12 protein-coding genes are annotated in these 19130 nt (G+C 77.3%); 4 read left to right on the top strand and 8 right to left on the bottom strand.

Annotation, left to right across the window (positions count from 1 at the left end):
* The first annotated feature begins 47 nt into the window (after positions 1–47).
* Both ACH4OA_RS03510 and ACH4OA_RS03505 read left to right on the top strand, forming a co-directional pair.
* Complete coding sequence (locus ACH4OA_RS03510; protein ID WP_397942290.1) at positions 48–428, top strand: STAS domain-containing protein; 381 nt, start codon at positions 48–50, stop codon at positions 426–428.
* Positions 425–1378 carry an anti-sigma factor RsbA family regulatory protein gene (locus ACH4OA_RS03505; protein WP_397942292.1) on the top strand — a complete coding sequence of 318 codons (954 nt, stop codon included), beginning with the start codon at positions 425–427 and terminating at the stop codon, positions 1376–1378. The genes ACH4OA_RS03510 and ACH4OA_RS03505 overlap by 4 nt, the downstream gene beginning before the upstream one ends.
* Positions 1379–1516: 138 nt before the next feature.
* Here ACH4OA_RS03505 and ACH4OA_RS03500 read toward each other — a convergent pair whose 3' ends face one another.
* The 5 genes from ACH4OA_RS03500 to ACH4OA_RS03480 form a co-directional block, all read right to left on the bottom strand.
* Positions 1517–2554, bottom strand: a complete 1038-nt coding sequence (locus tag ACH4OA_RS03500; protein WP_365942080.1) for a rod shape-determining protein — start codon at positions 2552–2554, stop codon at positions 1517–1519.
* Positions 2555–2714: 160 nt separating this feature from the next.
* Positions 2715–7199 (bottom strand): SAV_2336 N-terminal domain-related protein, encoded by a 4485-nt coding sequence (locus ACH4OA_RS03495; RefSeq protein WP_397967450.1) that lies wholly within the window; start codon positions 7197–7199, stop codon positions 2715–2717.
* Positions 7189–8250 carry an AAA family ATPase gene (locus ACH4OA_RS03490; protein WP_397942296.1) on the bottom strand — a complete coding sequence of 354 codons (1062 nt, stop codon included), beginning with the start codon at positions 8248–8250 and terminating at the stop codon, positions 7189–7191. The genes ACH4OA_RS03495 and ACH4OA_RS03490 overlap by 11 nt, the downstream gene beginning before the upstream one ends.
* Before the next feature lie 152 nt (positions 8251–8402).
* Positions 8403–10202, bottom strand: a complete 1800-nt coding sequence (locus ACH4OA_RS03485; protein WP_397967852.1) for a trypsin-like peptidase domain-containing protein — start codon at positions 10200–10202, stop codon at positions 8403–8405.
* Complete coding sequence (locus ACH4OA_RS03480; protein WP_397967449.1) at positions 10202–10645, bottom strand: CU044_2847 family protein; 444 nt, start codon at positions 10643–10645, stop codon at positions 10202–10204. Before ACH4OA_RS03480 ends, ACH4OA_RS03485 begins: the two co-directional genes overlap by 1 nt.
* 221 nt (positions 10646–10866) lie before the next feature.
* On the opposite strand from ACH4OA_RS03480, the gene ACH4OA_RS03475 reads away from it, so the two are divergent.
* Complete coding sequence (locus tag ACH4OA_RS03475; RefSeq protein ID WP_397967446.1) at positions 10867–14520, top strand: S8 family serine peptidase; 3654 nt, start codon at positions 10867–10869, stop codon at positions 14518–14520.
* On the opposite strand, the gene ACH4OA_RS03470 is transcribed toward ACH4OA_RS03475, so the two are convergent.
* Positions 14495–15874 (bottom strand): carboxyl transferase domain-containing protein, encoded by a 1380-nt coding sequence (locus ACH4OA_RS03470; protein WP_397967443.1) that lies wholly within the window; start codon positions 15872–15874, stop codon positions 14495–14497. The two genes, ACH4OA_RS03475 and ACH4OA_RS03470, sit on opposite strands and share 26 nt — an antisense overlap.
* A complete protein-coding gene (locus ACH4OA_RS03465; RefSeq protein WP_397967442.1) occupies positions 15867–17312 on the bottom strand; it encodes an acyl-CoA synthetase in 1446 nt (481 codons plus the stop codon). The genes ACH4OA_RS03470 and ACH4OA_RS03465 overlap by 8 nt, the downstream gene beginning before the upstream one ends.
* 220 nt (positions 17313–17532) lie before the next feature.
* On the opposite strand from ACH4OA_RS03465, the gene ACH4OA_RS03460 reads away from it, so the two are divergent.
* Positions 17533–18414, top strand: a complete 882-nt coding sequence (locus ACH4OA_RS03460; protein ID WP_397967441.1) for a RimK family alpha-L-glutamate ligase — start codon at positions 17533–17535, stop codon at positions 18412–18414.
* Positions 18415–18458: 44 nt separating this feature from the next.
* Here the strand turns inward: ACH4OA_RS03460 and ACH4OA_RS03455 are convergent, their stop codons facing one another.
* Positions 18459–19025 (bottom strand): hypothetical protein, encoded by a 567-nt coding sequence (locus ACH4OA_RS03455; RefSeq protein ID WP_397967439.1) that lies wholly within the window; start codon positions 19023–19025, stop codon positions 18459–18461.
* Positions 19026–19130 lie beyond the last annotated feature (105 nt).

Genomic DNA, 19130 nt, shown 5'->3' with positions numbered 1-19130 from the left:
GAGGGCGCATACTGGGCAGTCGTATACCTGTGCAACCGGGAGGTGGCATGAGCGGCTCGGAGCCGGCGCGGCTGCTGTCGGCCGCCGTGCCCAAGTCCGTGGTGCCGCGGCTCGACGTGTACCCGCTGACCGAGCGGACCGGATTCCGCGCGGCGGGTGAGGTGAGCCTGCCCACCCGCGGCGTCTGGGAGCGTGCGCTGGAGCGGGCCGTACGCGAGGGCGACGACGGCGAGGGCGAGGACGTGTACTACTTGGAGCTTTCCGCGGTGACATTCGTCGATGTGGCGGGTGCCGGCGCGCTGGCGGACGCCGCCCGGAGCCTGGACGGCCGGCGCCGCCTGGTGCTCGACCGGCCACCGGACGCGCTGCCACGGATACTGGACCTGCTGTGGCCCGGCCTGCCCGGGATCGAGGTGACGGCGTCGTGACCGTGACGGCCGAAACCGTGGACCCGTTCGTGCACCCCGCGCTGTTCTACGGCGACGCGGCGGAGTACCTGGCCGGCACCGTGCCCTTCGTCCGCGAGGCGCTGGCGGCCGACGAGCCGGTCGCCGTCGCCGTCCCGGAGGAGAACCTGCGGCTCATCCGGGACGAGCTGGGCGCCGACGGCGCCGGCGTGCACTTCCTGGACATGCGGGAGGCCGGGCGCAATCCCGGCCGGATCATCCCCGGCGTGCTGCGCGCCTTCGCCGACCGGCAGCCGCCCGGCCGCCGGGTGCGGATCATCGGCGAGCCGATCTGGGCGGGCCGCAGTCCGGCCGAGTATCCGGCCTGCGTCCAGCACGAGGCGCTGATCAACGCGGCCTTCCAGGGCCGCGAGGTCACCATCCTGTGCCCGTACGACACCGTGCGCCTGGACGAGGGGGTGCTCGCCGACGCCTACGCCACCCACCCGGTGGTCATCCCGGCCGGCTCCGCCGCCGAGCGCGCCAGCGCGGTCTACGACCCGGACGGCGTCGTCGCCCGCTACAACACGGCGCTGCCGTCGGCCCCCGGGCCCGGTCCCGGCGTGCTCGCCGTCGCCTTCGACGAGTCGTCCCTGTCCGCCGTGCGCCATCTGGCCACCGACCACGGCGCCGGGCTGGGCCTGACCGGCCTGGGCCTGGAGAACCTGGCGCTGATCACCGCCGAGCTGACCACGAACAGCGTGGTCCACGGCGGCGGCACGGGCACGCTCACGGTGTGGTCCGAGGACGGGTACGTGCTGTGCGAGGTCCGCGACAAGGGCCGCCTCGCCGACCCGCTGGCCGGGCGCCGCCCGGCAAGCCGCGACCAGCGCGGCGGACGCGGACTGCTGCTGGTCAACCTGGTCTCCGACCTGGTGCGCGTCCACGCGGGAGTGGAGGGCACGACCATCCGGAGCTACCTGGCCCGGTGAGCCGGCGCCGCGCGGCCCGGCGGGAGCGGGGGTGCGCGGCGACGCGGGTGCCGGTACGGCGTGCGCGCCGGACCGGGCCGCTCCTGCCGCCGCCGCGGGGTGCCGTCCCGTCCGCCGGGCGGTGGTGACGGTCCCGGTTCAGGCCGCCAGCGGGTTCAGGACCAGCGGTTCGATGCGGCCCTCCAGCATGGCGCCGAGGCCCTGGGCCGCGCAGATGTCGGGGCGGTCGGCGATGTGCACCGGCATCCGGGTGGCCTGGCGCAGCATCTGGTCGAAGCCCGGCAGCAGGGCCGAACCGCCGACCATCATGATCCCGCGGTCGGCGAGGTCGGCCACCAGATCGGGCGGGCAGTCGCGCAGCACCTGTCCGATGCCGTCCAGGACGGCGGTGAGCGGGGTCTGGATCGCGCCGCGCACGGCGGCGGTGTCCACCCGTACGCTGCGGGCCAGTCCGGTGACCACGTCCCGGCCGTGGATCTCGGCCGACGCCGGGCCGTGCGGGGTGAGACCGTTGCCGGACAGGGCCAGTTGCAGCGGCCGTACCGACTGGGTGGGCAGCATCAGCCCGTGCTGGTGCCGCAGGTGCTGCACGATCGCGTGGTCCACGGCCTGGCCGCCCACCGGAATCCGCTCGGCGGCGACCAGGGAGCCCAGCGAGAGCACCGCCACCTGGGTGGCCGCCGCCCCGCACACCATGATCATGGTGGCCTCGGGCCGCTCCACCGGCAGCCCGCAGCCCACCGCGGCGGCGATCAGCGTGTCCACCAGCTCCACCCGGCGCGCCCCGAGCCCGACCAGCGTCTCGATCGTCGCCCGCTGGGCCAGCGGGTCGGCGTCGTGCGGGGCGCAGGCCGCCGCGCGCAGCCGGGGTTTGCGGCGCAGCATACGGCGCATCTTGTCGCCCAGCAGATGCCGCAGCATGCGCTGGGCCATCTCGATGTCGACCACCGTGCCGCCGGCGACGGGCCGGACCACCTTGATGAAGTCCGGGGTGCGGCCCGTCATCTTCTCCGCGAACTCGCCCACGGCGATGAGCGCGCCGGTGCGGGTGTTCACGGCGGCCGCCGAGGGCTGGTCCACGACCAGACCGGCGCCCTTCACATACACCCGGGTACGCGCCGCGCCCAGGTCGACGGCGAAGTGGCAGCGGCGCAACTGCTCCAGGCTGACGGTCACGGCGGATCCTCCCGAGTGCGCGGGCCTTGCGGGCCCCGTCGGTGCGGCGGGCTTAACTCGCATCCTGCGCGGGGCCGGAACCGGGCGCCCGCTGTGCGCCGCCGGGCGGGGCGCCGCTGAACGGGCGTAATTCCCGGGCCCTGCCGGAGTGTCGCCCGCCTCACAGCGCGTGGGCGGCCTCCAGCAGCGGGTCGAGGGAGGAGACGGTGACCTCGCTGCCCCCCTCGCGCAGCCGCCGGCGGCCGGCCGGGGTGGGCGCGTAGCCGATGAAGCGGACACCGAGCTGCTGGGCGGCGGTGAGTTCGGCGACCGAGGAGCTGATCAGCACACCGCCGCGGGCCGGCGTGCCGAGGGCGTCCAGGGCGCGCAGCAGACAGTCGGGGTGCGGGGTCAGCAGGCCGAGGTCCTCGCGGCGGCCGTACAGACCGGCGAGGGGCAGCCGGTAGGGCGCCAGATAGCGGTGGACGGCACCGGTGGACACGTCCGTCACCACGCTGACCCGGCGGCCGGACCGGTGCAGGGCGCGCACCAGCGCGGGGGAGTGGTGGGTGGTGGGCGCGTCGGGCACGGCCCGCAGCTCCAGCGCGTCGAGCCGGGCCCGCAGCAGCGGGCCGAGCCGGTCGTGTGCGAACGCCCGCAGCAGGTCCAGCGGATGGGCGAACGCGCCCGGACCGGTGGCGCTCGCCACGGGCAGCGGCCGGCCCGCCAGCGCGTCCTGCGGGTCGCGGTGGTCGGCCACGACCGACAGCAGGTCCAGTACGGCCTCCCGCGCGGTGTGCGCGGTGAACAGCCGGGCGAGCGGCCCCTCGAAGCCGACCAGCACCACGTCGGCGTCGTCCAGCAGGGCGGACAGCCGCCGCCGGGACGGCACGGGCGGCTCCTCCGCAGGCACGGGCGCCCACTCGGGCGCCAGCTGCACGGTGTACGACACCGTCAGCCCCGGCACCGGCCAGTCGGCCACCTCCGCGTTCACCGCCCGCTGGGCGGCGCCCGCGCGGCGCAGCGGGTGGCGGCGGGTGATCGGGGCCGCCGCGGCGCACAGGTGGTCCAGCAGCAGCCCCGGCACCCCGGTGGTCCCGGCGCGGACGAAGGCGACCGGGTCCGCCACCCGCCAGGACAGCAGCACCGCGGCCTTGAACGCGCCCTTGCCGGAACTCGGCAGGGACACGATGTGCCGGGCCGTGTGGAGGGCGAGGTCGACCGAGTAGTACGTCTCCGGGCGCGGCGGCCGGGTGCCGTACGGCTGGATCGGGTCGAGCAGGGTCAGCGGGCCGTCGGCGCGGGTGTGGACGACGGCCGTGCGGCCCGGGGTGGGCACGCCCAGGGTGCGCAGGTCGGCGGTGAGGAACGGGCCCTGCACGAGGTCGGGTTCCGGCTCGGCGGCCTTCGGTCCGAGCAGGCAGTACCAGGCGGCCGGCGGGCTGCTGGGGCTGCTGTCGGCGAAGAGCGGCCGGAAGCGCTGGGAGCGCTGGGCGGCGGAACTGGCGGCGAACTCGTCGTACAGCGCGGGCGGTACGACGACCGTGACGTCCGCGGCGGTGTCCGGCGGCGGCGCGGACGGTTCCGCGAACGTCACCGTGACCCGCGGCGGATCGCTCAGCCGGGCGAGCGCCTGCGGGAGGGTGCGCAGGACGGCGGCGAGGACGGGCAGCAGGTAGGCGCCGGGCGCGGTCCGCACCAGGTAGCCGTCCGGGCGGACGGCGACCTCGTACTGGTGGGGCCGGACGAGGCCGCGCGCGAGGACGTCGTGCACCGCGGCTTCCAGGGTGACGCGGGCCTCCGGGCGGCCGGCCAGCGCGCCCGCCGAGAAGCGGATCTCCGGGGCGCGGTCCCGGGCGGGCTCCCCGGCCAGGACCCCGAGCCCGCGGCGCAGCTCCTCCAGGCCGGCCCGGGTCTCCCGGGCGGCCCGGCCCGGCACGCCGTGCAGCGGTTCGCCGCGCCACAGCGCCAGGGCGCTCCCGGCCAGTTCGCGGGCGCGGTCCGGCTCCCCGGCGGCTTGGGCCTCCTCGGCCTCGGCGGCCAGCCGGCGGAAGCGGAAGACGTCGATGTCGTCGGGCGTGGTGGCCTCGCCGAGGCGGAGGGCGTAGCCGTCGCCGGTGGTGAGGAGGTCGGGTCCGAGGGCCTCGCGGAGGCGGTCGACACACGCCTGGAGCGAGGGGGCGCCGTCGTCCCGGGGGCCGTCCGCGAGTCCGGCGGCCAGTTCCCGCGCGGTGACGGGCCGGCCCTCCCGCAGCAGCAGCATGCACAGGACGGCCTGGTCACAGGGGTCGTCGACGTCGAGCCGGCGGCCGCCGCGCGCGGCCCGCAGCGGGCCGAGCAGCGAGAGGCGGAGCGGTCCGTGGCGTTCACCGAGGCGCAGCAGCCGCTCGACGCCGTCGCGCCGGCCCTCCGGGGTGCCGGAGAGCAGGCCGGCGGCGGCCGTGACCAGCTCCGCCCCGAGCGCGTCGGAGCGGCCGTGGACGGCCCGCGCGATCCGGCCGAGCGCCGCGAGGGACTCCTCGCGGCTCCCGGGCGTGAGGGGCGCGGTGTCCGGGCAGGTCAGGACCGGACCGTCCGGTGTGAGGACGACGGTGTCCAGGTCCGGCAGACCGCGCGGCCCTTCCGCGACGTGCAGGGCGAGCACCGCCTCGGTCAGCTTCGGGAGCAGCGCGACGGCCTCGCCGGCGGGCAGCCCGTCCGGGGCCTCGTCGAGACGCCGGCGCAGCGTGTGGCCGGCGACGGACTCCCGGGCCAGGTAGGGGACGCCGTCGGCGAACCCGTGGCCGAGGTACCGGGCGATCCCGGGGTGGCGCAGCTCGCCGAGGGCCCGGCCCAGCTCCGTGAAGGCGGCCGGGGACGGCCCCGGCGGGTACCGGTGCAGCACGACGAGGGCGTCACCCTCGCGCGTGTCCCGGGCGAACCAGCCCGTGCCCCCGGCCGGCCGCACCAGCCGGTACCGCCCCGCGAACAGCCCGCCGGCCCCGGCGTCTTCCCCGGCCCCGGCCCCGGCCCCGTCCGCCGACAGCCGTCGCACGCTGTCCTCGCGGACCGTGGCGAACGGATCGCCCTCCACGGCGGTTCCCGCGCCCCGCGCGGACGGCACCGACGCCCGGAACTCGCCCGGCGCCCGGCCCGCCCTGCGGTCGATGAACTCCCCGATCCGGCCGAGCAGTCCGGTGGTGCGGTGGCGTTCGGTGCGGGGCAGTCCGAGCAGCAGCAGCTCGCGGACGCCGTCCCGGAACGCGTAGGAACCGGGCGGGGCGCCCGGCACGGTGGTGAGCATGCCGCTGAGGACGACCTCGGCCAGGTGCTGGGGCCGCGGGTCCGGTTCCACCGCGGCCTGGACCAGGCGCATCACCGGCAGGTCCGGGCGGCCCACCGCGAGGTGCCCGGCCAGCCGGACCGCCTCGGGCGAGGCGGTCGCCCGGAACCGCAGCACCAGTTCCTCGGCGGACAGCAGCCCGACGTCCGTGCGGTCCTCGGCGTCCGCCGGCAGCGGGCGGCCCAGACCGGCGGCCGCGCCGGGGAACTCCGTGCCGCCCGGCGTCGTCAGCAGCCCGGCCCAGTGCGCCAGCCACCGCGGCTCCGGTTCCAGCACGGGCACGGGTACGGGTACGGGCACGGCACCGCCGGTGCCGGGGAACCCGCCCGGCGCGCCCGGCCCGTGCGTCTCGTGCGCGTCGTGCGCGTCGTACCGCTCGTACGGCGTGAAGGCGTAGGCCGCCGCGGGAGCCGCCGGGTGCGGGGCGGAGAGGGTGCCGGGAGCAGCGGGCAGGGCGGTGTCCCGCCACAGGTGCTCCGGGAGCGGCTGGAGGACGGCCAGGGGCATCCAGCGGACCCAGCGGTGCAGGGTGGCGTACCAGCGCGTCCCGGCGGGGCCCTCCCGCCACTGCGGGCCCATGCAGTCGCTGACCAGCAGTGTGACGGTACGGCCGTCGGCGGCGGTGAGCGGGCCGGGGCCGCGCACCGTGCCGTCGGCGCCGGCCCGGTACAGGGCGACCGTGCGGAACATGCCCGACTGGGCCAGCACCGTGTGCAGTTCGCGGACCAGGGGCCGCCAGACCGGCATGGTGGGACCGGCGTCGTACACCAGGTTCAGGCGCAGCCAGCGCTCGCGGGCCGGGCGCAGCACCGGCAGCCACCACGCGGGGTCGGCGCCCAGCCGGGCGATGCGGTCGGCGGTCGCCCGCTCGTCCAGCTCGTGGCCCACGGGCGCGTCGGTCCGGCGGGCCAGCGGGCGCAGCGCGCGCTGCAACGCGAGCGGGTGGGACAGCATCGGGGGCGCCGGGGCGAGGAGCGTGGTGTGCGGACGGTCCGCCGCCGGGCCGGGCCGCCGGGAGGGCAGGTGCAGGGGCACGCGGGCGGGCGGCGCCGGCGGCCGGGCGGGCGGTGGGGCGGGCGCCGCCTGCCGCGGCTCGGGCGGGGACGGCGGGGACGGCTCAGGGAGAGGTGGCGGCTCCGGGAGCGGTGGCGGCTGCGCGGGAAGGGCGGGTCCGGCGGAGCCGGCGGTGTCGTCGACGGCGTCGGCCGCCGGGCCCGTGTGCCGGGCCAGCCAGAGCACTTCGGCCAGTTCGAGCGGGGTCGGACGCACCCCGTGGGCCGCCCCGGCCAGCACGTCGGCGAGGCGGACCAGGGGATCCGGGGAACCGGCGGCCTCAGAAGACATCGGACTGCGCGGTCTGTCCCAGGTACGGCATGAGCTGTTCGGCCAGCCGGTCCAGGGACTCGGCGTCCAGGTCGGCGGAGCGGGCCAGGTAGATCGCGTTCAGGAGCTGGTCCGTGGCCAGGTCGCCGACGCCGGACCGGGACAGGAACCGCTCGATCAGGGTGCGCGCGTAGGCGTCGGGTTCGCCCAGGTGGGCGCGGACGATCTCGGCGAGGTGCCGGTCGTCCGGCTGCCGCAGGTGCAGCGTGACACAGCGGCGCAGGAAGGCGGGCGGGAACTCGCGTTCGCCGTTGCTGGTGAGGACGACGAACGGGAAGGCCCGGCAGCGGACCCGGCCGCGGGCCACCGGGACCCGCTCGTCGGTGCCGTCGGCCAGCACCTCGGTGACGCCGTCCGGGGCCAGCCGGGAGGCGCGCACCAGCTCGGGGATCTCGTACTGGCCCTCCTCCAGCACGTTCAGCAGGTCGTTGGGCAGGTCGAGGTCGCTCTTGTCGATCTCGTCGATGAGCAGCGCGCGCGGCCGTTCGTAGGGCAGGAGCGCGGTGCCGAGCGGACCGAGCCGCAGATGGTGCTCGATCCCGGACCGGTCCTCCGCGCCCCGCGGGTCTCCCGTGCCGTCCGCGCCGTCCGTCCGGTCCCGCCGGGCGGCCTCCTGCCGGGCCGCGTAGAGCCGGGACAGCGGGTCGTACTGGTAGAGGCCGTCGTGCAGCGTGCTGCGGCTGGTGACGTTCCAGCGCAGCACCGGGCCGAGCCGCAGCTCCCGGGCGACCGCGTACACCAGCGAGGACTTGCCGGTGCCGGGCGGGCCGGTGACCAGCAGCGGACGGCGCAGATACAGGGCCGCGTTGACGAGCTGGACCGTCTCCGGCGTGGCCTGGTACGTCTCGGCGCGGTGCGTGCGGTCGGGCGAGACGGCGGAGACGTCGGCGGAGGCGTCCGGCGCCGGGAGTACCGGCCCGCCGTCGAAGGCCCGCCAGGGCGGCGGCGCGGGCAGCTCGGCGATGCCGTCGTGCGGCGCGTTCGTACCGGTGTAGACGGGCCACAGGGGCATGGGCTCTTCTTCTCCGTGAGGGCGGTCGGCGGTGCGGGTGGTCGGCCGTACGGCGGGTCGTAGGAACGGATGTGGGGACGGTCGGTCGTGTGGACGGTCGGTCGTGTGGACGGTGGGCCGTGGGGACGGTCGGTGGTCGTGGGGACGGTCGGTCAGGCGACGGGCGAGTGCAGGCTCGCGGTGGTCTCGGGGAAGCAGCGCGGATCGTCCCAGAGCAGTTGCAGGTCCGACGCCCAGTGCCCGCCCGGCTCCTCGGCGGCCTCCGCCGTCAGCCGCAACGACAGCACGTGCCGCGGGAGTTCGGCCGGCGGTACGCCGGCGACGGCCGCGCCGAGCTGGTCCAGGAACACGGTGCCGGGGCAGGGCGCGTCCGGGCGCGCGGTGTCCGGGCAGGGCGCGTCCTCGTGCACGGCGCACGGCGTCCCGGTCCGGGGCCACAGCAGGATGGGCACGGGCACGTTGAGGCCGACCTCGAAGTGCCGGCGGGCCACGGTGGGCGGGGCGGCGAAGCCCGCGAGGCCCGCGTCGCCGTCCCACAGCCGCTTGCGCAGGCTCGGCGGACGCTCCCGGGTGCCGCACTCGACCCGGTGCACCTCGGCGCCGCCGCCGGTGTCCAGTTTCTGCCACTTCTTGCGCAACTGGTGGCGCAGCCGCCCGCTGTGGTGGCGGGCGCGGTCGGTGACCACGAGCGGGTAGGCGCAGCCGAGCGGTGTGCTGTCGTCCGCGCCGCACTCCCACTGCGCCACCGCCTCGTTGAGCCACTCGCGCGGCAGGACGAACGCCACGAGTTCGTCGGCGTCCGGGGCGAGGTGGGCGACGGCCTCGTCGATGCGGTTCTGCACGTAGGCCCGCACACCCGTGCGCGGCAGCCGGCGGGCGCCCACCGGCCGGCGCCGCCCGTCACGGTACGCGGACACCTCCACGGTCACCTGGTCGGGTCCGGCGCCGCTGTGGTCGATCTCCACGACGACCGGGGACCAGGCGGGGGCGTCCGGCGCGGGCAGGGGAACCTGCGGGGCCGGGGCCGGGGCGGCCGGGAACGCCGGGGGAGCCTGCGGGGCCGCCGCGTGGAGCACCGTCGGGGTCCGTAACGCCGTTCCCCCGTCCAGCAGTTCGCCGAGGCGGCCGGTGAACCGGCGGGCCGCGTCCGGGTCCGGGACCTCCCAGCGCACATAGCCGGCCGCGTGCCACAGGGAGGGGAAGCCGCCCGCGGGCAGGGGCGGTCCGAAGGGGCCCACCGCGTCCACGTACAGCCGGTTCGGATCGCACCGCCCGCCGCCCTCGGCCGTGGCCCGGCGCAGCAGGGCGTACAGCCGCTGCCGGACGTCGTCGTCCAGGCCCGGCGCGGGCACCAGTTCGCCCAGTTCGGGCCAGTACCGGGCCAGCACGTCCAGCGGCAGCATCCGGCCCTTGCGCACGTCCGGCGAGGTGCCGAGGGCGGCGGTGACCATGCCGGCCACCCTGCCGTCCGGCAGGGTCACCGCGGCCCCGCTGAACCCCTCCACGATCGGCTGGCCGTGCCCGTGCCACGCCACCAGTTCCAGCCACTCGCCGGCGATCAGCTGACCGGAGACGGCCTGGTACTCGGCGAGCGTGCCCTCGTCGTAGCCGAGGGGGAAGCCGTAGGCGACCAGCCGGGGGTACGGCTCGGTGTAGACGGTGTCGGGCGGGGCGAACCGGGCCGGGGCCAGCGGGAGGTCGTCGGCCACGTCCAGTTCGAGTACGGCCATGTCGCCGGGGTCGGTGACCTCGCCCGCCCAGCCGCCGTGCCGGACCACCGTGGCGGACAGCTCGCCCAGCTCCCTGGCGTGCGGGAAGGTGACGGTGACGGCGGCCCGGTCGCGGCACCGGACGACGTGGGCGCAGGTGAGCACCCGGCGGCCGGTCACCAGGAAGCCGGCCCCCACCTCGTCGCCGCAGGCGATCCGGGCGTGCCAGGCGGCGCTGCCCATCACCGCTCGGCCGGCTCCGGGCCCGCCGCGGCCTGGCCCGGCACGGCGGGCGCTGCCACAGACGCGGTCTGCCCATCCGCTGCCTGCCCGTTCGCGGTCTGTCCGTCCGTGGTCTGTCCGCCCGGAGTCCGTTCCGGGGCCCAGGAGAGCTTCACGACCAGATGGCCTTCCGTGGAGCCCTTCGCGATGACGGCACCGGCCTCCGCGGACAGCCGTACCCCGAACTCGATCTCGACCGTGTCGGGGCGCAGGCTGCCGTCCCGGAAGACCCGCAGCGCCGCCGCCGCTGCCGCCCGTACCCCGTCCAGCGCTCCTTCGAAAGTGCGCGCGGCCAGCGCCGGTCCGTCGCCGCGCGAGACGAGGCGGGCGCCCGATCTGGTGCCGACGCCCTCCACCACGACGAGCGCGCCCTCCTCGGTCCTGAACTCGACCAGTCCGTCCATGGCGCCGCCCGTCCCCCTCGTCCGTGACCCGTGACAACCCCTATGGTACGGACGGTGCCTGGCACGTCACCTCGCCCAACGGCGTGGCGTACCGCCGGTGTTCCTGGCGGGAACCCGCCAGGGCGTCTTCCCGTCGGCTCCGGTCGGCTCCGGCGGCGGACACGCCCCCTCACACTCGTCCCAGCACGCGGCACGCTCGACCCGGACGAGAAGAGGCGTGGATGAGCACAGGACCCGTCGGACGCGGGACGGCACTGCTGGCGGCGGTGCTGGCGGGCGCCCTCCTCCCGGCCGGCCCGGCGACCGCCGGCGCCCCGGCCCGCGCCCCCTCCGCCCCGGCCGCCTCCTCCGCCGCGACCACCGCCGGCGCCCCGGCCCCCTCCGCCACGACCGTCACCCTCGTCACCGGCGACAAGGTGACCGTCACCGGCCTCGGACAGGGCAGACAGACCGTCACCGTGCGGCGGCCCCCCGGCGCGACCGGCGCCGTCCGCACGCAGCGCGCCGACGGGCACCTCACCGTCGTACCGGACGAGGCGCTGCCGTACCTGCGGGCCGGGACCCTGGACCGGCGGCTGTTCGACGTCACCGGGCTGATCCGGCAGGGGCTCACCGACGCCCGGGCCGGCGCGCTGCCGCTGATCGTGAGCTACGACCGGGGCGCCCGGGCCGCGACCCCGGCCGGCGCCGAGCGGACCCGCGCGCTGCCCAGCCTGCGCGGAGCCGCGCTCCGGGCCGCCCGGGGCCGGACGTTCTGGCGGTCCTTCACCCGGACGCCCGGCATCGGCCGGGTGTGGCTGGACGGGCGGGTCACGGTGGACCTGGCCGAGAGCAACGCCCGGATCGGCGTGCCGGCGGCCTGGGACGCGGGACTGACCGGCAAGGGCGTCACCGTCGCCGTCCTGGACACCGGCGCCGACCTCGCCCACCCCGACCTGGCGGACCGGGTGAGCGTCGCCAGGAGCTTCGTCGACGGCGAGGAGGTCGCCGACCGCAACGGACACGGCACCCACGTCACCTCCACCGTCGGCGGCAGCGGCGCGGCCTCCGGCGGCAGGGAGCGGGGCGTCGCGCCGGGCGCCACGCTCGCCGTCGGCAAGGTGCTCGGTGACCAGGGCTCGGGCAGCGAGTCGCAGATCATCGCCGGGATGGAGTGGGCGGCGCGGGACGTGCGGGCCCGCGTCGTCTCCATGAGCCTCGGCTCGGCGGAGCCGAGCGACGGCACCGATCCGATGGCGCGGGCCGTCGACACCCTCTCCGCCGAGACCGGCGCGCTGTTCGTGGTCGCCGCCGGCAACACCGGTGCGCCCTCCTCCATCGGCTCGCCCGGCGCCGCCGACGCCGCGCTCACCGTCGGCGCGGTGGACTTTGCCGACCAGCCGGCGCCGTTCACCTCCGCCGGGCCCCGCCACGGCGACAACGCCCTGAAGCCCGACCTGGCCGCCCCCGGGGTCGACATCCTGGCCGCCCGCTCGCACCTGGCCCCCGGCAGCGGTGCCTACACCTCCATGAGCGGCACCTCCATGGCGACTCCGCAGGTCGCGGGGGCGGCCGCGCTGCTCGCCGAGGAACATCCCGACTGGACCGGCGCCCGTCTGAAGGACGCGCTGCTGTCCACCTCGGAGCGGCTGGACACGTCCGCCTACGTGCTGGGCGCCGGACGGCTGAGCGTCTCCGGCGCGGTCGGGGCCCGGCTCACCGCCACCGGCAGCGCCGACCTCGGCTACCACCGCTGGCCCTACGGCACCGACCGGCCGGTCACCCGGACCCTCACCTACCGCAACGCGTCCGCCGAGGACATCCCGCTGGAGCTGACCGTCCAGGGCGCGCCGGAGGGTGCCGCCGTCCTCGCCCGCGACACCCTCACCGTGCCCGCGCACGGCACCGCGTCCACCACCGTCACCTCCGACGCGGCCCGGGCGCCCGTCGGCGAGACGAGCGGCCGGATCGTGGCCGCCGCCCCGGACGGCACGGTCCTCGCGCACACGGCGTTCGGCCTGGTCAAGGAGGAGGAGCGGTACACGCTGACCGTCCATGTGACCGACCGCGCCGGCGCGCCCGCGGCCGCCGACCTCAGCGTGCAGCGGCTCGCGGCGGGCGAGGACGCCCAGCCCGCCCACGTCGACGGTTCCGGCACCCTGCGGCTGCGCCTGCGGCCCGGCACCTACAGCCTCGCCACCTTCCTCGACGTGCGCGGCGGCCACGGCGCCGACTCGCTCGGCCTCGGCTTCCTCGCGGCCCCCGACGTCGGCCTGGACCGCGACCGCGAGATCACGCTGGACGGCCGGGAGCTGCGCGAGATCAGGGCCGCCGTGGACCGGCGCACCGAGACCCGGCAACTGCTGATGGAGTACGACCGGCAGGCGGACGGCGCCGACCTGTTCGGCGCGGTGCAGGTGCCGCTCGCCTACGACAGCGTCTTCGCCGCGCCCACCGCGAAGGTCACCCACGGCACCTTCGAGTACCGGACCGTGTGGCGGCTGGCCAAACCCCGGCTGGAGGTGGAGGGCGTCGGCGAGGCGACCGTGCAGCCGGGCTCCACCCTGGCCGCGGGCCGCACCAGGCTGGCGCTGGCCGACGTCGGCGACGGGCCGCCGACCGGCGTGGCCGGCAAGGCGGTGCTGGCCCGGCTGCCCGCCGGCGCCGACCCGGCCGCGCTCGCCCAGGCCGCCCAGGACGCCGGCGCCCGGGCGCTGTTCGTCACGGACGACGCGCCCGGCCGGCTGATGGCCTGGTGGGGCACGGACGACAACGCCGCCCGGCCGCTGGTGATCGCCACGGTGAACCGGGCGGACGCGGCCCGGCTGCGGGCGGCCGGCCACGCCGACATGACCGGCACCCCCGACTCGCCGTACGTGTACGACCTGTCCGAGGGGCACCCGGGCGCGATCCCCGACCGGGACCTCACCTACGCGCCCGGCCCCCGCCGGCTGGCCGCCGTGCACGTGCGGTTCCACGCGGCCGTGCCGGTGCCCGGCGCCGAGTTCCGCTACTCCCTCACCGGCACGTTCCCCCTCGGCCTCGGTTTCCAGGAGAGCGTCGCCCTGCCCGCCGAGCGCACCGACTACGTCTCCACCGGCCCCGGCCAGCTCTGGCACGAGTCCGTCACCGTACGCGACGGCGCGCTGGAGGAGCGCGGCGGGCTGGTGCGGTACGCCGGCGGGTCGCGGCCGGTGCTGGACTGGTTCGGCCCGGTGTGGCACCCGTGGCTGGGCACCGGGCTGGGCTGGGGCCAGGAGCGGTCCGGCGGCGTCATCCGGCTGAACACCCCGGGCTGGGGCGACTCCGGGCCCGACCACACCGGGTTCGGCGACGTGTGGAGCGGGGACGGCGGGATGAGCCAGACCACCGAGGTCCGCCTGGACGGCACCCTCGTCGAGCGGAGCACGGGCCCGGCCGTCTCCGTCCAGGACGCGCCCGCCGGCGAGCACACCTACACGGTGGTCACCGACACCGCCCTGGACGCCGGGCGGTGGCAGCCCGCCACGCGGGGCCACACCGTGTGGACCTTCCGCTCCGCGGCCACCCCGGAGGACCGCTGGACCCGGCTGCCGCTCGTCAACCTCGCCTACGGCCTCGGCACCGACCTGGCCGGCCGGGTGCCGGGCGGCCGGCGGACACCGGTCACGGTCAGCGCCGCCTACGTGGCGGGGGCGACCGGCACCGGGACGCTCGGCGGCGGCCGTCTGGAGGTGTCCTACGACGACGGCGCGACCTGGCGGCCGGTGGCGCTGACCGCCGGTCCGGGTGCCTCCTGGCGCGGCACGCTGAGCGTGCCGCGCGGCGCCGCCCACCTCGGTCTGCGGGCCTCGGCCCACGACGACAGGGGCGGCTCGGTGACCCAGGAGATCATCCGGGCGGCCGGCGTCCGGTAGACCGGGGGAGGGGGTGGTCCGCGGGCGCGACGATGCCCCGGACCACGCCCAGCTCCACCAGGTCCTGCGGCCGCAGCCGGAGCTGGTCGGCCGTCGCCCGCGCGGCCTCGGGCGGCCGCTTGAGGATCGCCGCCGCGAGCTCCGGGGCGATCACCGAGAAGTAACTGTCCGGTGTGGCCCAGGTGTTGTCCGGCGCGGCCAGCGCGAGCGCCCCTCCGGAGCCGCCCTCGCCGATGACCAGCGTGGTGACCGGCACCCGGGCCGCGGCCACCGCGCCGAACACCTCCGCGATCGCGGCCCCGGCGCCCTCCCGTTCGGCCGCCGCGTCGTTGGCGGCGCCCGGGGTGTCCACCAGCGTCAGCACCGGTATGCCGAGCCGGTCCGCGAGCCGGATCAGCCGGGCGGCGGTGCGGTACCCGGCGGGCCGGGCCGCCGTGCCGGTCTGCGCCGCGAAGGCCACGCCGCGGCCGTCCCGCTCCCCGAACCCGCACAGCATCCCGTCGGGATCGGCGCCGCCGCACCGGTCGCCGCTGACCGCGACCCGGCGGGTGAAGCAGGCGTCCAGATAGGCGCCGGCCCGCGGCCGTCCGGCGGCCCGGGCCCGGACGACGGCGTCCCAGCCGGTGGCGGACGGCGCGGCCCCGCCCAGGGCCGGCGGCAGGGGCGCCGCGGCGGCCGGCCGGGTGAGCAGCCGCAGCCAGGTGCCGAGCACTTCCTTCAGCCGGTCCGGCGCCACCACCGCGTCCGCCGAACCCGCGGCGACCTGGGCCTCGGCCGTGTACGCGGCCGGGTCGGCGGCCGGCGGGCGGACCCGGGAGCCGGCGAAGCCCACCTGGGCGCCGGGCAGGGCCAGCACCACGTCCGCGCCCGCGCCGAGCGTGGCCCAGCCGCCGCCGGTCGTCGGGTCCCGCAGGACCGCGATCTGCGGCAGCCCGGCCTCCCGGGTGCGCACGGACTCGCGGGCCACCCGCTGGAGCTGGGTCAGCGCGCGCATGCCCTCCTGCATCCGGCTGCCCCCGGTCGCCACCAGCGGCACCACGGGAAGCCGCTGTTCCCGGGCGTGGGCGTAGGCCGCGACCAGCCGGTCCCCGGTGCGTTCGCCCAGCGAGCCGCCCAGGAAGCCGAACTCGAAGGCGATCAGCACGGCCCGGGTCCCGTCGACCTCGGCGGTGCCGCAGACGACCGACTCCCGCTCGCCGGTGCGGGCGGCGGCGCGGGCGCGCGCGGCGTCGTAGCCCTGCCAGCCCAGCGGGCCGTCCGGTGCGGACCGGCCGGGCGGCGCGGGGAGTTCGCGGAAGCTGCCGGCGTCCGCCAGCAGGGCCAGGAGCTGCCGTGCCGAGAGCCGGTCAGACATCGGCCAGGGCCCGCTTCATGATCTTCCCCATCTCGTTGCGGGGCAGCGCGTCCAGGTAGCGGACGACCCGGGGCCGCTTGTGCGGGGCCAGACGGCGGGCCACGTGGTCCGCCAGGTCCTCAGCGGCCGGCGGGGACTGGGGGTCGGCCGGGACGATCCAGGCCACGATCCGCTCGCCGAGGTCGGCGTCCGGTTCCCCGGTGACCGCGGCCTCCCGCACCGCCGGGTGCTCCAGCAGCGCGTTCTCGATCTCCCCGGCGCCGATCTTGTAACCGCCGCTCTTGATCAGGTCGGTGGCCTTGCGCCCGACGATGCGGACGTAGCCGTCGGGTTCCCGCACCGCCATGTCGCCGGTGCGGAAGAAGCCGTCGGCGGTGAACGCGGCGGCGGTGGCGTCGGGCCGGTTCAGGTACTCGGTGAACAGGTTCGGGCCGCGCACCTGGATCTCGCCGACGCGCTCCCCGTCGTACGCGGTGATCTCCGTGCCGTCCTCCTCCGCCAGCCGCAGCTCCACGCCCGGCAGCGGCACCCCGACCGTGCCGGCCCGGGCTTCGCCGTCGGCCCGCACGCTGGTGTTCATCAGCGTCTCGGTCATGCCGTACCGCTCGATCACCCGCCGGCCGGTCGCCGCCGCGATCCGCTCGTGGTCGTGGACCGGCAGCGCGGCCGAACCGGACACCAGCAGCCGGGCCCGGCCGAGCGCCCGGGCCAGCCCCGGGTCGCCGGGCAGCGCCTCGGCGATCCGGTGGTACATGGTCGGCACCCCGAACAGCATGGTGGCGCCCGTCTCCAGCTCCCGGGCCACGCCCTCGGGCGAGAACCGCCCCAGGTGCCGTACCGAGCCGCCGCGCCGCAGCGGGCCGAGGACGCCGAGCACCAGCCCGTGCACGTGGAACAGCGGCAGCCCGTGCACCAGCACGTCGTCGCCGGTCCACTGCCAGGCGTCGGCGAGCGCGTCCAGGGTGGCGGCCAGGGCCCGGCGGGGCAGGACCGCGCCCTTGGGCGGGCCGGTGGTGCCGGAGGTGTAGACGACCAGCGCCGGGTCGCCGTCGGCCGCCCGCTCCTCGGGCACGGACCCGGCGGCCCGGGTGTCGACGTCGATGCGGGGCAGGCCGCCGAGGACGGGCGGCAGCGGGGCGCCGGGGGCGGCGAGGACCAGGGCGGGCGCGCTGTCGGCGAGGATGTGCGCGAGTTCCTTCTCGCCCGACTTCGGGTTCAGCGGCACCGCGGCCACCCCGGCGAGCAGCGCGCCGGTCACCGCGACGGCGGTCTCCGGTTCGGGGGTGGCCCACACCGCGACGCGGCCCGCCGCCGCGATCCGGGCGGCGAGCGCGCCGGCGGCGCCCGCGAGGTCGCCGTAGGTCAGGGTCCGGGCGCCGAACCGCAGGGCGACCCGCTCGCCGGAACCGTCCGCCAGGGCGGGGAAGAGAGAGGACACGCGGTGCACTCCTTACTGTCGACGACGCCGGCCGCCGGGACGACAGCACCTTCCTACACCAGGAGCGGGCCGCCGTGCGGGCCGCGGCCGGGGCTCCCCGCCCGGCGGCGGGACCGCGGCGGGCGGCGCCGGGGGCGGCCACGGCGCGGCGGCCGGCGCCGCGCTTGTTAGCCTCGCCCCGCACCGCCCATCGAACCCGCGTACTAGCAGGGAGTCCGCCGTGCCCCGTATCGCCCTCGCCACCTACGATCCCGGCTCCGGGCCGAGCAAGGACACCGATCTGCCGCTGCTGGTGCGGGCGCTCGGGGAGGCCGGCGCCGAGGCGGAGGCCCGGTACTGGGACGACCCGGCGGCGGACTGGGGCGGATACGACCTCGTGGTCATCCGCTCCACCTGGGACTACAGCTGGCGGGCCGCCGAGTTCACCGCCTGGGTGGAGCGGACCGGGACGCTGACCCGGCTGGCCAACCCGGCCTCCGTGGTGCGCTGGAACGCCGACAAGCGCTACCTCGGCGAGCTGGCGGCGGCCGGCGTGCCCACGGTCCCGACCCGCTACATAGCGCCCGGCGAGGCGGCCGTGCTGCCCGCCGGTCACGAGTTCGTCGTCAAGCCGGCCTCGGGCGCGGGCGCCCGGTTCGCGGCCCGCTACACGCCCGCCGAACACGCCACCGCGCTACGGCAGCTCGCCCGGATGCACGCCGAGGGCCTCACCGCGATGGTGCAGCCGTACCTGCCGGGCGTCGACGTGCGCGGCGAGCGGGCGCTGCAGTTCTTCGGCGGCCGGCTGCTGCACGCCAGCCGCAAGGGCGCCGTCCTGACCCCCGGCACGCCGTACGACGCCCCGAAGGTCGCCCATCCCGCCTTGGCGCCCTGGCAGCCGACGGAGGACGAACTCGCGGTCGCCGAGAAGGCGTTGGCGGCCGTGCCGGGCTCCTCCGGGCTGCTGTACGCGCGCGTGGACCTGGTCGACGGCGGCGACGGCGCACCCCGCCTGATGGAACTGGAACTGGTCGAGCCGAACCTGTTCCTGTGGCTGCACCCGGACTCCCTGCCGCGGGTCGTGGAGGCGATCCTGACGGCCGTGCGGACCACCCGGCCGTGACCGCGGGCGCGGGGCGCGGGCGTCCGGCGCCCCGCGGGCCCGGCTCAGCCGACGACGGCCGTCCGCTGGAGCAGCCCCCAGGTGAACTCGGCGACCACCTCGCGCCGTACGCCGTCCCGGTCCGGCGCGGTCAGGGCCAGCCCCCACCGGGTGGGCGCGGTGCCCTGGAGCGGCCGGGCGGGGGCGAAGGCGCGGGCGGCCTCGTCCACCGTGCAGGACCAGGGGGTCAGGTCCTCCAGGGTGCGCAGGCGCGGGGCCGGCGCGCCCGGCGCCCGCACCAGCCACGCGTTCCACACCCCGCCGTCCGGCCCGGCCAGCACCTCCAGGCGCAGGTCCGGCCAGAGCGGCAGCGCCCAGTACCGGGCCTCGCAGTCCAGGTCGCCCAGGCGCCGGGGCACGACGGACTCCGGTGCGCCGAGGACGGCCCGGTACCGCGCGGCGGCCCCCCGGGCCCGCGGCGAGCGGACCATCGCCTGCCAGCGCTTGTTGGCCTCCCGCAGGTCCGCGGCCGACGCGCCGAGCCGGCGCCGGGCGTCCTCGACGAGGTCCGCGTTGTGGTCGGCCATGCGGCGCAGCAGCACCAGCTGGAAGTCCAGGTCCATGGCGTCCATGGTGCCCGGCCGGCCCCGGCCATTGCCCGCGTCACCTTCCCTGACTAGCCTGTGTTCGTCATGCCGATCGCCTGTTGAAATCTCGAACGTCTCGACGGCCGGGAT

The sequence above is a fragment of the Streptomyces sp. NPDC017095 genome (assembly GCF_044332325.1).
In the GTDB taxonomy this organism is placed as follows: Bacteria; Actinomycetota; Actinomycetes; order Streptomycetales; family Streptomycetaceae; genus Streptomyces.
Note: the sequence above shows the minus strand (reverse complement) of the source record. Positions and strands in the feature narration are given on the sequence as shown.

What these genes read in the sequence shown, in the direction of transcription:
- ACH4OA_RS03470 (WP_397967443.1), bottom strand. Translation starts at nt 15,874, where the DNA reads ATGTCTGACCGGCTCTCGGCACGGCAGCTCCTGGCCCTGCTGGCGGAC.
- ACH4OA_RS03495 (WP_397967450.1), bottom strand. Translation starts at nt 7,199, where the DNA reads ATGTCTTCTGAGGCCGCCGGTTCCCCGGATCCCCTGGTCCGCCTCGCC.
- ACH4OA_RS03490 (WP_397942296.1), bottom strand. Translation starts at nt 8,250, where the DNA reads ATGCCCCTGTGGCCCGTCTACACCGGTACGAACGCGCCGCACGACGGC.
- ACH4OA_RS03485 (WP_397967852.1), bottom strand. Translation starts at nt 10,202, where the DNA reads ATGGGCAGCGCCGCCTGGCACGCCCGGATCGCCTGCGGCGACGAGGTG.
- ACH4OA_RS03455 (WP_397967439.1), bottom strand. Translation starts at nt 19,025, where the DNA reads ATGGACGCCATGGACCTGGACTTCCAGCTGGTGCTGCTGCGCCGCATG.
- ACH4OA_RS03510 (WP_397942290.1), top strand. Translation starts at nt 48, where the DNA reads ATGAGCGGCTCGGAGCCGGCGCGGCTGCTGTCGGCCGCCGTGCCCAAG.
- ACH4OA_RS03475 (WP_397967446.1), top strand. Translation starts at nt 10,867, where the DNA reads ATGAGCACAGGACCCGTCGGACGCGGGACGGCACTGCTGGCGGCGGTG.
- ACH4OA_RS03480 (WP_397967449.1), bottom strand. Translation starts at nt 10,645, where the DNA reads ATGGACGGACTGGTCGAGTTCAGGACCGAGGAGGGCGCGCTCGTCGTG.